The sequence below is a fragment of the Micromonospora sp. CNZ303 genome (assembly GCF_004345505.1).
On record NZ_SLVT01000003.1, the window covers coordinates 491,651 to 504,437 of the forward strand.

At 74.4% G+C, this 12,787-nt stretch carries 8 protein-coding genes; 3 read left to right on the forward strand and 5 right to left on the reverse strand.

The window, feature by feature from the left end; all coding sequences use genetic code 11:
* Positions 1 to 16: 16 nt before the first annotated feature.
* On the reverse strand, positions 17 to 3,583 hold the full coding sequence (locus EV374_RS08320; protein WP_132233202.1) for an AAA domain-containing protein: 3,567 nt from the start codon (positions 3,581 to 3,583) through the stop codon (positions 17 to 19).
* Entirely contained in the window at positions 3,583 to 3,957 is a 375-nt protein-coding gene (locus EV374_RS08325) for a hypothetical protein (protein WP_132233204.1), read from the reverse strand. The genes EV374_RS08320 and EV374_RS08325 overlap by 1 nt, the downstream gene beginning before the upstream one ends.
* A gap of 278 nt (positions 3,958 to 4,235) precedes the next feature.
* Here EV374_RS08325 and EV374_RS08330 point away from each other — a divergent pair, with 278 nt between their 5' ends.
* Positions 4,236 to 5,237, forward strand: coding sequence for an NAD-dependent epimerase/dehydratase family protein (locus EV374_RS08330; protein ID WP_132233206.1), 1,002 nt, complete (start codon positions 4,236 to 4,238; stop codon positions 5,235 to 5,237).
* Positions 5,238 to 5,273: 36 nt separating this feature from the next.
* On the opposite strand, the gene EV374_RS08335 is transcribed toward EV374_RS08330, so the two are convergent.
* Positions 5,274 to 6,248: an Acg family FMN-binding oxidoreductase gene (locus EV374_RS08335; protein ID WP_132233208.1), complete on the reverse strand. Its 975-nt coding sequence runs from the start codon at positions 6,246 to 6,248 to the stop codon at positions 5,274 to 5,276.
* 279 nt (positions 6,249 to 6,527) lie between these two features.
* Here EV374_RS08335 and EV374_RS08340 point away from each other — a divergent pair, with 279 nt between their 5' ends.
* Positions 6,528 to 7,166, forward strand: a complete 639-nt coding sequence (locus EV374_RS08340; RefSeq protein ID WP_132233210.1) for a response regulator — start codon at positions 6,528 to 6,530, stop codon at positions 7,164 to 7,166.
* Between the two features lie 119 nt (positions 7,167 to 7,285).
* On the opposite strand, the gene EV374_RS08345 is transcribed toward EV374_RS08340, so the two are convergent.
* Together EV374_RS08345 and EV374_RS08350 are read right to left on the reverse strand one after the other, a co-directional pair.
* Entirely contained in the window at positions 7,286 to 8,917 is a 1,632-nt protein-coding gene (locus EV374_RS08345) for a sensor histidine kinase (RefSeq protein WP_486485643.1), read from the reverse strand.
* A gap of 143 nt (positions 8,918 to 9,060) precedes the next feature.
* On the reverse strand, positions 9,061 to 10,071 hold the full coding sequence (locus EV374_RS08350; protein WP_132233212.1) for an Acg family FMN-binding oxidoreductase: 1,011 nt from the start codon (positions 10,069 to 10,071) through the stop codon (positions 9,061 to 9,063).
* Positions 10,072 to 10,261: 190 nt separating this feature from the next.
* On the opposite strand from EV374_RS08350, the gene EV374_RS08355 reads away from it, so the two are divergent.
* Positions 10,262 to 12,604, forward strand: coding sequence for a heavy metal translocating P-type ATPase (locus EV374_RS08355; protein WP_132233214.1), 2,343 nt, complete (start codon positions 10,262 to 10,264; stop codon positions 12,602 to 12,604).
* Positions 12,605 to 12,787: the final 183 nt, after the last annotated feature.

The following is a 12,787-nucleotide window of genomic DNA, read 5'->3' on the forward strand; positions in this document are numbered from 1 at the left end:
CTCCCGTGGAACGGTGTCAGGCGTCGCCCTTGCGAGTGCCTCCCTCGACCGCGTCGCGCAGTTCCTCCACGACCTGCTCCGGTTCGGCGAGACAGCGCCAGGCCGGTACCCGCCTGACCTCCGTGGCCGCGGCGACGATGTCGAGCCTGCTCAGGATCCGCCGTAGCGGCCTCCCGTCCGGATCGCCCTCGGGATCGTCGACCAGCACCGCCAGGCTCCTGTCGCGAAGGCTGAGCGTGAGGTCGACCGGATAACCCGGCAGTGGCGTGCCCCAACGCACTGTCAGCCCGGCGTCGCGTAGACCGGCGATCAGCCGGTCGACCGGTCGCGCGTCGACGCCGGCGTCCGTGGCCGCCGGCGTGGGCGGGCTGGCGAGATCGGCCAGCAGTCCGCGTTGCCCGGACCACCACGAACGGTCACCCACGACGATCAGCTGGGACCTGGCGCGGGTGATCGCCACGTTCCACAGGTTCGTCTGCTCGACGAGCCAGCCACGGGTGCGCTCGCTGATGCCGTGAGCACCGACGGGCGAGACGACCATGATGTCCTTCTCGCTGCCCTGAAACTTGTGGATGGTCGCGCACCGCAGGTCGTCGGCGAGGCCGGCGTCCTGGAGCGCGCGGTCGAGGATCCGCTGCTGCTCGGCCAGCGGCGTCACCACGCCGATCGTGACGCCCGGGTACTCCTTGCGCAGCCGCTGGACCTCGCCCACCACGGCGTGAACCTCGTCAGCGTTGCGGCCGGAGCCCGTGGCGCCCCGGGTGAAGCGGCCGCACACGTCCACCCAGCGGGTGGCGGACTCTGCCGGTGCGGCCAGCCGGGCCGGGTCGGTGAGAACCGTCAGCCGGTTCTGGTAGACGACCCGGTTCGGGGCGTCGATGATCGCAGGGTGGCAGCGGTAGTGCTCGTCGAGCAGGATGGTGCTTCCCGCCGCGGTCGCGAACGCCTCGTACGCCGAGTGGTTCCGGTGGGTGAGCCGCCGGCTGGTCAGCCACTCGTGTCCGAGCCCGGCGCGGGCCTGCTCGCCCCGGTCGTCGCTGTCGGAGAGCTCGACGACCGGTGTGAGCTGCCGCGGATCGCCGATGATCAGGGCGCGTTTCGCCCGGTAGAGCATCGGGAGGACGGCAGCGACGGTGCACTGGGCCGCTTCGTCGATGATCACCAGGTCGAACAGCCCCGCCCTGGGCAGCAGCCGGCGGGCCGACATCGCGGTGACGGCCCAGCCCGGTAGCGCGGCGAGAAGCTCGCTCATGTAGGCCCAGCTTCTGGCTTCCGGCTTGGCCATCTCGTCGGCGCGGTTGCGCAGCAGGGTCGTGTTGCCGGCCACCCGGGCGGCGATCTGTGCCCGCACCAGTTGGTCGCTGTGCTCGGGCCTGGTGTCGTGCTGCAGCGTCCGTAGTCGCTTCCAGACTTCCTCGGTGGTGCCCGGCCGGGACCGGAGTCGTCGGCGTCGCTCGCGCCAGCACTGCTCGATGACCGCCTGCTCGCCGAGGGCGTTGATCGCATCCCGGTCGAACACGCCTCGCGACCGCAGTCGCCTGCGATACCACCACCCGAACCATCGGCTCGTCAGTGCCCGGTCGGTGAGGTCGACCAGCCTGGCCAGGACGGCGTCGTCGGTGTCGGCGAGTGAGCGGTCCCGTTCGAAGGCGAGGTCGGCGAGATCCCGTTCAAGGCGGCGACGCTCGTCGAGATCCTCGCGTAACTGCTTGATCTCCTGCGCCACGAGTCGTAACTCGTGGGACGGCCCGTCGGCCTCCGGCACCGGCGGCGGCCATGCCCGCATCACCTCGGCGAGGTACTGCGGCTCCTGCTGCCGGTACTCCTTGTTCCCGGTACGCAGCACCAGTCCCGGGCCGACCATGCCGGTGACCCGCTCGACGACCTCATCGACAGCCCGGTTGTTGGTCGAGCCGATCAGCACGCTCTGCCCGGCGGCCGTGGCGGTCGCCAGCAATGCGGTCACCAGTTGGCTCTTGCCGGTGCCGGGCGGCCCCTGCGCGACAGTCAGGGGTCGGCTCATCGCCGCCCGGATGACGTCCTCCTGAGTCTCGTTGACCGCACTCAACGCCACCGTCAGGACGTCGGCATCCTGCTGATCCGCCCCGGCCTCGACACCGCTCGACAACGTGCCGAGTGCGGTCGATGCGATCTTCCCCGCGTTCTTGACGATGTCCTGCAGGTCCTCGATCAGCTGTCGCTCAGGGGACTCCGCGCTGCCCGCGGCGAACAGCATCCCGGCGTTCTGCACCCGGTTGACGGGCCCGCGGTTGACCATCCCGACGAGGTTCTCCGGGTCGAGGGCGGACACCGGCTTCAGCCCGAACGTGTTCGCCACCAGATCGGCCACCTCGGCGAGGGACTTGTGCTCGCCGGGGACGAGTCGTTCGGCCACTGCCTGCCGCAGTTCGTCCGCCTCGACCGCAGCCAGCTGGAAATGGTCGATCAGGGCCGGACTGGGCTGCGGCGGCGCCGGGTGCGCCAACCCGTCGTCCCCCACGGTCAGGTCCGAGACGAGCAGGGGCGCCAGTCGTACCTGCTGGGTGCCCTTCTGCTGCAACGCCACGATCGGGTAGCCGTACTGGAGACAGCGGCCACCCGCCTCGGCCAGCCCGGCCAGCCGCTGGCCGCGCTCCTTCAGTGGGACCGGCTCCGTGGCCGAGAGCATGATCTCCCGGCCTGCGGGCGCAGCGAGGTACGAGTCCTTGTTGGCCAGGTTCACGAAGAACTGCAGGACGGCGGAGCGTTGCAGGCAGGCGACGTGGTAGTTGAGCAGACGACGCCACCGCTCGGCGTCGAAGGGTGCGTCCTCCGGCTCGTCGCGCCGTACACCCGGGCTCCGCGGTGGCCGTTCGTCCGACACCGCGACCAGCGGGATCGGGTCGGTGACACCTTCGCTCGACTCGACCGGCTTCTCCTCCCTGCGGCGTGACATCTCAGTCATCGCGTACCGGGAGAGGTCGCTCGCGGTGAGCCAGCCGTCCTCCGCGGTCGCGCGAGCCGCACCGCGGAGACCGGTGAGCAGGACCTCGGTGAAGACAGAGGGCCGGTCCGGGCCCTGCGCCTTCGACGCCTTCAGATGGCTGCTCGACTGGAGCATGAACGTGCCACGCTCGCGCTTGAGACGCCGGGGCTCCTGCCGTACGCCGGCGCTGAACCGGTGACGGGCGGTGAACGAGCCCGAGAAGCAGCAGTCCAGCAGGACCACCTTCTGGCTGGCCTTCGTGTGGTTGAGCATGTGCCGCAGTACGCCCTCGACATCGAACGCCGTGGTGTGCAGCAGCGTCGTATCGGTGTCGATGGTGGCGAAGAAGAGGGACTGCCGGTCGTCGTGCTGGATGCCGTGGCCGGAGTAGTAGAAGAGGGCGAGATCACCGGTGCGCCGGGCGCCGTAGAACTCCTCGACGACCTGCTTCATGCGCGCCGCGGGCAGGTCGACGTGGGCGTCGACGCTGTCGAAGTCGCCGTCGCTGTCCAGCACGGTCCGCACCTGTTCGACGTCCTGCCGGACGCCGGGCAGCGCGGTGAGCTTCGAGTCGGCGTGACAGGTCGCCGTGCCGAGCACCAGGGCATGCCGACCCATCAGCGGGAATGCTCGATCGCATCACGGACGAGGTCGATCAGCTGGGCGGTCTCCGCCTTGGTCGCCTGGTCGATGGTCAGCTCGACGGCACCGATCTTCAGGTGCGCCCGGCGACCCTGGTTGCGGTTGAGGAAGCCCACCACCAGGTCCACGAGTGCCTGCGCGTAGCCCGGGTCGGCACCGGCGACCGCGGCCACGGTGGCCAGCACCACCTCGCCGACGCCCTTGCTGTCAGGGCCGGTGGGCGCCTCGAGCCGCCGCACCTCGCCGATGTCGCCCAGGTCCTCCACGAGCTCGTCGGTCAGCTGGTCCAGGACGAAGTCGTCGTCCTCCGGCAGCGGCGTGAAACTGACCTCAACGACGACCTCGGACACCCGCGCCTCCCCCAGACCCAACCGAAAGCACCCGGAACGCTACGGAATGACGGCGCGGCGAGGGCGGACGTGTCGGGTTCCCGACGGCCGCCGCGGGCGGTCCTGCCCTGTCGGGCGAGCCGGACGCGCGCGCTGCCAGACACCTCTTCCCGCCCCCGGCCAGCGGCGTCCGCCGTCCACATCGGATCGGTGCCGTCCGGACGGGTTCTGCCGTGGGCAGATCCGCTGACCGTGAACACGGGACCGGGGCGTCGCCCGGAGCGGGCACAGTGGAGCACATGAGGCTGCTGGTGCTGGGCGGAACGGGATTCGTGGGCGGCGCGACGGTCGCCGAGGGCGTACGGCGGGGTTGGACGGTGACCGTGTTCAACCGGGGGCTGCACGGCGCGACGCCGGAGGGCGTACACCGGTTGCGGGGTGACCGGACCGCACCCGGCGGCCTGGCGGCGCTCGCGGACGGCGAGTGGGACCTGGTGGTCGACACCTGGGACGGCGCGCCCCGCGCGGCGCGCGACGCCGCCCGCGCGCTGGTCGACCGCGTTGGCCGGTACGTCTACGTCTCCAGCGGATCCGTCTACGCGCGTCCCGTCGCGGCCGGGGTGGACGAGGAGGCTGCGGTGGTGGACGCGGAGCCCGACGCCGACGAGGGCGGCTACCCCACCAACAAGGCCGGCGCCGAGCGGGCCGTGCGGGAGACGTTCGGCGAGCGGGCGCTGATCGCCCGGGCCGGGCTGATCCTCGGGCCGGGGGAGGACATCGGCCGGCTGCCCTGGTGGCTGACGCGCATCGCGCGGGGCGGGGACGTGCTGGCGCCGGGCCCGGTCGACCTGCCGGTGCAGTACGTCGACGTGCGGGACCTGGCGGGCTGGATGCTGGACCTGGGCGCGGCGGGCCCGGGCGGGACGTTCAACGCGGTGAGCCGCCCCGGGCACGCGACGATGGGGGAGCTGCTCGACGCCTGCGTCGCGGCCACCGGCGCCGACGCCCGACTGCGCTGGACCGACCCGGAGCCGATCCTGGCCGCCGGCGTGGAGCCGTGGAACGACCTGCCGATCTGGGTCCCGGCCGGGCACGAGTACCGCTGGTTGCAGGAGCGCGGCGTCGAGCGCGCGTACGCGGCCGGGCTGACCTGCCGTCCGGTGGGCGAGACGGTCGCCGACACCTGGGCGTGGCTGCGGGAGGTGGGCACCGTCCCGCCCCGGGCGGGCCGCCCGCAGCGCGCCCCCGTCGGGCTCGACCCCGACCGCGAGGCGGCGCTGCTCTCCGCGACGGGCGCCTGACCCGGTCGGACGGAAGGTGCCGGCACGACCTGCCGGTCAGGACCGGGTGACCGGCAGGTCGAGCACCTCGTCCACGTCGCGGCGCGGGGTCGGCCAGCCCGGCTGGCCGTAGCCGACGCGCAGCACCATCTGCGGGGTGCCGAAGCGCCCCAGCGACAGCCGCAGCTGTTCGCGCGCCGACGGCACCTCGATCGGCTGGGACAGCATCGACGCCGCCAGCCCCGAGTCCGTCGCGGTCAGCAGCACCCGCTGCAACGCCTGCCCGGCGACGACCTGGTCGACGGCCGTGTTGCCGGGCGAGCCGAGCACCGCCACCAGCGGCTCGGGTTCGAAGTCCCGCCCGGGCGCCCGGTCGAGGCCGCCGAAGCCACGCGACGGCAGCAGGTCCTGCGGCTCGCCCTGCGGGCCGCCGGACGCGGCCGGGATGCCGTCCGGGGCGGGCGCGGAGCGCACCCACTCCTGGCGTTCGGCCCGGTACTGCGGGCTCCGCTCCAGCACCCGGTGGGAGCTGCGGGCGAGTTCGCCGAACGCGTTCACCGCGCTGACGCCGACCACCAGTTCCAGCCAGCACTGCTCGGCGCGGGCCGCCTCGGTGAGGCGCCAGCGGGCGTCGGCGGGCACCGGGTCGGGCCAGAACGGCGCGCGGTTGCTGAACCGGCGGGGGATGGCGGCGTGCAGGGCCTGCTCGGCGGGGGTGGGGCGGCGCGGCACGTCCGGCACCAGCCGGGCCACCACGTCCGGCTCGGCCGGGTAGGGGCGCAGCCGCACCGTCGCCGGGGTGCCGGCAACGGCCAGGGCGAGCCGCAGGTTGAACAGCGCCGCCCCGCAGGCGATCCGCACGCCCCAGCCGGTGGGGTCGGTGGCCGGTAGCCGCCGGTCCGGGTCGACCAGCACCTCGATGCCGCCGTCGCGCAGCCGGAACCGCCACGGCTGGGTGTTGTGCAGCGACGGGGCGCGTACGGCGTCGGTGGCGGTGGCCCGTAGCTGCTCGACGGTGAAGCGGGTGTCCATGGTCGTGCTCCTTCCGTGGCAGATCGTGCGCCGGCGGGTGGTACGTCTCCACGGTCCGTCACCGGGGCGTCGCCCGGGCAGGGCCGGACGTCCCGTCCCGCCGGGCCCGACCGGCCCCGTCGCACGTGCGGGACTTCGGCCGTGTCGCGGGCCGGTGACGTCGGCTCGACCGCCCCGCCACTGGTCGGCGGGGCTGTTCGGCCGCCGGTGGCGCGGGCGTTGCCGGTTCGGGACCTTCGACCCGTGCGGGAAGGGGTCGACAGCGGGTAGAAACGAGGGATGATCCGCGTGTTCCTGCTCGACGACCACGAGGTCGTCCGCCGTGGCCTGGCCGACCTGCTGGAAAGCAGCGGGGACATCGAGGTGGTCGGCGAGTCCGGCCTCGCCCAGGAGGCGGCCCGGCGCATTCCGGCGCTGCGGCCGGACGTGGCGATCCTCGACGCGCGGCTGCCCGACGGCAACGGCATCGACGTGTGCCGGGACGTCCGGGCCGTGGACTCCTCGATCAAGGGCCTGATCCTCACCTCGTACGAGGACGATGAGGCGCTCTTCGCGGCGATCATGGCCGGCGCGTCCGGCTACGTGCTGAAGCAGATCCGCGGCACCGACCTCGTCGACGCGGTGCGGCGGGTGGCGGCCGGGCAGTCGCTGCTCGACCCGGCGATCACCACCCGGGTGCTGGAGCGCATCCGCAGCGGCGTCGAGCAGCCCCGCGAGCTGAAGTCCCTTACCGAGCAGGAGCGGCGGATCCTGGAGTACGTGGCCGAGGGCCTCACCAACCGGGAGATCGCCGGGAAGATGTTCCTGGCCGAGAAGACCGTGAAGAACTACGTCTCCAGCGTGCTGGCCAAGCTGGGCCTGGAGCGCCGCACCCAGGCGGCCGTCCTCGCCACCCGCCTCCTCGGCAAGTCCCACTGACGCCTGCGGGCCCAGCCACACCGCCTGCGGGCCGAGTCGCGAAACGGCACCGCCTGCGGGCCCAGCCGCCCAGCCGCACCGCCTGCCGGCTCAGTCGCGCAGCCGCACCGCCTGCCGGCTCAGTCGCGCAGCGGCACCGACCAGCACAACTCGGTGCCCCGGGGCACCGCCCGGCGTACCACGAACTCGCCGTCGTGGCGCTCGGCGCGCTCGCGCAGGTTGACCAGGCCGCCCCGCGCGGCGGCCGGGTCGCAGCCCACCCCGTCGTCGGTGACGGTGAGGGTCACCCGGCCCGCCTCGACCCGCACCGCCACCGCCACGCGGTCGGCCTGCGCGTGCCGTACGGCGTTGGAGAGCGCCTCCCGCAGCACGGCCGTGAGGTCGGGGCGGACCGCGTCGGGCACGGCGCTGTCGATCGGCCCGGTCAGCTCCAGGCGGGGCCGGTGGCCCAGCGACTCGGCGGCCACCTCGATCGCCTCCCGGATCTCGGTGCGCAGCGCCGCGCTCATCGGGGTGCGCAGCTCGAAGATGGTGCGGCGGATGTCCTTGATCGTGGCGTCCAGGTCGTCGACCGCCGCGTTGATCCGCCGGGCGACCTCCGGCTTAGTCGTCATCGGGGCGGCGCTCTGCAACTGCAGGCCGGTGGCGAAGAGCCGCTGGATGACCACGTCGTGCAGGTCCCGGGCGATGCGCTCGCGGTCCTCCAGGACCACCAGCAGCTCCCGCTCCTCCTGCCCGCGGGCCCGCTCCAGGGCCAGCGCGGCCTGCCCGGCGAAGCTGCCCAGCAGGGCCATGTCGTCGTCGTTGGCAACGGGCGCCCGGTCGGCCCGGTGCGCGATCACCAGCACCCCGTGCAGCGTGTCGGCGGTGGCCAGCGGCGCGACCACCGCCGGGCCGGTACGCAGCAGCGCCGGCCAGGGCGCGGCGTGGGCCAGGTCCGCCACCTGGTCGTGCCGGCCCTCGATGACGGCGGCGGCGAAGCTGGTCTCGGCCGCCGGCAACGCGGTGCCGACCAGGGCGTCGGCCTGCTCGTCGGCCCCGTCGACCACCTCGACGGTGAACTTCTCGCCGTCGGGGTCGTAGAGCAGCACGAGGGCGACCTCCGCCTCGGCGACCTCGCGGGCGCGCCGCGCCACCAGCGTCAACGCGTCGGTGCGACGCACCTCGCCCAGCAGCACGGTGGTGATCTCGGCGGTCGCCGCGAGCCAGCGTTCCCGGCGGTGGGCCAGCGCGTAGAGGCGGGCGTTCTCGATCGCCACGCCGGCGGCGGCGGCGAGCGCGACGACGATCTCCTCGTCGTCCTCGGTGAACTCCGCGCCGCCCTGCTTCTCGGCGAGGTAGAGGTTGCCGAAGACATGGTCGCGGATGCGCACGGGAACGCCGAGGAAGCTGTGCATCGGCGGGTGGTGCGGCGGGAACCCGTAGGACTGCGGGTGCCGGGTGATGTCGGGCATCCGCAGCGGGCGGGGGTCGTCGATGAGCAGGCCGAGCACGCCCCGCCCGTGGGGCAGGTCACCGATCCTGGCGTGCAGCTCCGCGTCGATGCCGTAGGTGATGAAGTCGTGCAGCAGTCGGTCGTGGCCGATCACGCCCAGCGCGCCGTAGCGGGCGCCGACCAGCTCGCAGGCCGACTCCACGATCCGTTGCAGGGTGCTGCGCAGGTCCAGGTCGGTGCCGATGCCGACCACCGCGTCGAGCAGGGCACGCAGCCGCTCCCGGCTGGTCACCACCTCGCCGACCCGGTCCAGCATCTCCTGGAGCAGCTCGTCGAGCCGTACCCGGGACAGCGGGCTGAGCCCCAGTGAGGGGGTCACGTGCGGTTCGGGGCGGGGACTCGGTTCGCTGGCGGCCACCGGGCGATGGTAGCCGCCCGGTGGCCGTGGTCCCGGCCCCGCTACGCGTCGGGGGAGCGGACCGCCGAGGTGTCGACCACCTGCGCGGCCTCCAGGCGCGGGGTGTGCGGCGGCCCCGCGTGCGCCGGGTCCGCGAGCCCCAGCCGGATCACGAGGTACGGGTAGCCGAGGCCGGCCAGCAGCCCGCGCAGCGTCTGCCGGGTGCCCGCGACCTCAACGACCCCGCTCAGCGGCACCACGGAGATTCCGAGCCGGGTCGCGGTCAGCCAGGCGGCCGAGAGCGCCTCGCCGGCGCGCAGCCAGCTGTCCGGCTCGTCCTCGTCGCCGTAGAGCAGTCCGTACACGGCGGCCCGGTCGTGCCCGGGACCGACCGGCAGGGTGCCGGGGCGGCCGAAGTCGCGCGCCGGCACGGTGGTCTGCGGCGCCTCCGCGGGCAGCACCTCCGGCGGCAGGCCGGTGCCGGTGCCGGCCCGGCTGGTCCAGTACTCCAACTCCTCGCGCAGCTGCGGGTCCTCCGCCTCGACCGAGGCGGCGCGGCTGGCGACCGCGGCCAGCTCCAGGACGTTGTCGCGGTCGAGGAACTGGAGCTGGCAGCCCTCGGCGGCGACCGCCGAGGCGATCTCCCCGAGAGCGGCGGTCGGCACCGGCTCCTCGCTGACCGGGCGCCGGTCGGTGTGCCGCACCTGCATGCACTGCACCAGGCGCATGGCCTCCGGGTCGGCCTCCGCGCGGGCCATTCCGGTCAGCCGGGCCAGCAGGTCCTGGTCGGTCGGGTCGGGCGTCCGCTCCACGACGGCGGTCCAGCCCTCCGCGGTCAGCGCGACCCGCGCGTGGTGCAGCGCCGCCCCGCAGCTGTACGCCAGCAGGCGGCCCTCCGGGTCGGTCGCCGTCAGCTTCGGATCGCGGACCACCCGCAGCTCCAGCGCGTCCGGCAGCACCCGCCACCGCCACGGTTGGCTGTTGTGCACCGACGGGGCGTGCCCGGCCGTCGCGGCGGCCTCCGCGAGTGCGGTGGTCAGCGGACGCTCCGCCGCCGGTGTCTCGTGGCTCATGGTCACGACCTTTCCGTCTCTTCCCATCGTGCCCCAGCCCGACGGTGCCCCGGGCGGGGTTGCCGCTCCATCCTGCGCCATCCCCTCTGCCGACGCACGGTACGCAGGTCCCCGCGTGGCAGGGCAGCTAGCCCCTGCCGGTTCGCGCGGATGCCCTCCCGGGCGCGGTGGGCGCTGAGACGATCCGCAGGTGGGAACGGAACCGCGCGAGTGCGTGCCGGAGCAGCCGGTACGGCGGGACCGCTCGCGCCTGCTGCTCTGGGCGCCCCTGGCCGGGGTGCTGGTGCTGGTGCTGGCCGGGGCGGTGCTGTGGTTCGCCGGCCGCCGGGGCGCGGCCGACGTGGTGTGGGCGTCCGCCACCGTGGCCGCCCTGGCACCCGCCGCCTGGTCGGTGCTGCGGCAGCTGTGGCGCCGGCAGTTCGGGGTGGATGTGATCGCCGTGCTGGCCCTGGTCGGCGCGCTGGTGGTGCGGGAGTACCTGGCCGGGGCGGTGATCGCGGTGATGCTGGCCACGGGGCGGGCGCTGGAGGCGTACGCCCAGGGGAGGGCGACCCGGGACCTGCGGTCGCTGCTCGCCCGCGCCCCCCGCACCGCCCGCCGGCGCGGCCCGGGCGGGAGCGTCGAGGAGGTGCGGCTGGACCGGGTGGCGGCGGGGGACCGGCTGCTCGTCGGGCCGGGCGACGTGGTGCCGGTCGACGGGCAGCTCGACGAGGCGGTGACCCTCGACGAGTCGGTGGTGACGGGCGAGTCACGGCTGGTGCGGCGCGCGGCCGGCGAGCAGGTCGCCAGCGGCGTGGTCAACGCCGGCGCCGGCTTCGGCATGCGCGCGACGCGCGACGCGGCGGGAAGCACGTACGCGGGGATCGTCCGGCTCGCCGAGGAGGCGACCGCCCACAAGGCGCCGATGGTGCGCCTCGCCGACCGGTACGCCGCCGCGTTCGTGCCGTTCACCCTGGTCCTGGCGGGGCTGGGCTGGCTGCTCTCCGGGGAGTTCGTCCGGGCGGTGGCCGTGCTGGTGGTCGCCACCCCGTGCCCGCTGCTGCTGGCCACCCCCATCGCGATCGTGTCCGGGCTGTCGCGTACCGCCCGGCGCGGGGTGCTGGTCCGCGACGGCGGTTCGCTGGAGCTGCTCGGCCGGGCCCGCACTTTGCTGGTCGACAAGACCGGCACGCTGACGGCCGGCCGTCCCCGCGCCGCCGAGGTCGTGGCCGCCCCCGGCGGCGACCGCGACGACGTGCTGCGTCTCGCGGCCTCGGTCGAGCAGCTCTCCCCGCACGTGCTGGCCCGCGCGCTGGTGGCGCAGGCGCGCGAGCGGGGCCTGTCGCTGACCGAGCCGGCGGGGGTGACCGAGGAGCCGGGGCGGGGCGTACGCGGGTCGGTCGACGGGCGGCAGGTGCGGGTCGGCCAGCTCGACGGTGACCTGCCCGACTGGGCGGGCAGCGCCCGGTCCCGGGCCGAGCTGGCCGGCCGCTCGGTGGTCTGGGTCAGCGGCGAGCGGGACCCGCTCGGGGCGGTCCTGCTGGAGGACCCGGTACGCCCCGACGCGCGCCGCACCGTGCGCCGGCTGCGCGAGGCGGGGCTGCGGCGCATCGTGATGGTCACCGGGGACCGGCCCGACGTCGCCGCCCAGGTGGCGGGGGTGGTGGGCGTGGACGACGTGGTGGCCCGGTGCACGCCCGCGGAGAAGGCGACCCGCGTACGTGAGGAGGCGCGCCGGGCCGTCACCGTGATGGTCGGCGACGGGGTGAACGACGCCCCCGCCCTCGCCGAGGCGCACGTCGGCGTGGCCATGGGCGCCACCGGGGCGACCGCCTCGGCCGACGTCGCCGACGCGGTGCTCACCGTCGACCGGCTGGACCGGCTCGCCGACGCGGTGGAGATCGCCCGGTACGCCCGCAGGATCGCGGTGCAGAGTGCCAGCGTGGGGATGGGCCTCGCGGTGCTGGCGATGCTGGCCGCGGCCCTGGGCTGGCTCCCGCCGGTCGCCGGGGCGTTCCTCCAGGAGGGCATCGACGTGCTGGTGATCCTCAACGCGCTACGTGCCCTCGGGGGCGGGCTACGCCGCCGCGACGTGCCGCCGGGCACCCGGGAGCTGCTCGACCGGTACGCGGCCGAACACGGCGGGATCCGCGACGTGCTCGCCGCGCTGACGGACACCGCCGACCTGGTCGCCACCGCGCCGGGCGCGCCGCAGTGCCTGCCGACGCTGCGCGAGACGCACCGCCGGCTGGTCGGCCAGGTGCTGCCGCACGAGGCGGCCGAGGAGCGCCAGCTCTATCCGGCGCTGGCCGACCCGCTGGGCAGCGCCGAGGCGACCTCGACGATGAGCCGCGCCCACGTGGAGATCCGGCGGCTGGTGGACCGGATCGGCGCCCACCTCGCGCAGGCCGGCGACGGCCCGCTGCGCCGGGACCAGCTCACCGACCTGCTAGCCGCCCTCTACGGCCTGGCGGCCGTCCTGCGGCTGCACCTCGCCCAGGAGGAGGAGGACTACTTCTCGCTCAGCCCGGCGGAACCGGCCGAGAGCCGCTGAGCGCCCCGCCGGGACGTCGTGCCTGGCCGGCGGGCGATGGGTGCTGCGTGCAGCGTGCTGCGTGCAAGGAAGGGCCCCCTGCACATCAGGGCGGTTTCAAGGGGTCGTTGCAACGCGTTGGCTAGTCGGTGACGGCTAGGAGCTTAGCGAGGCGCTCGGCTGGGGTGTCCCAGCCGAGCGTTT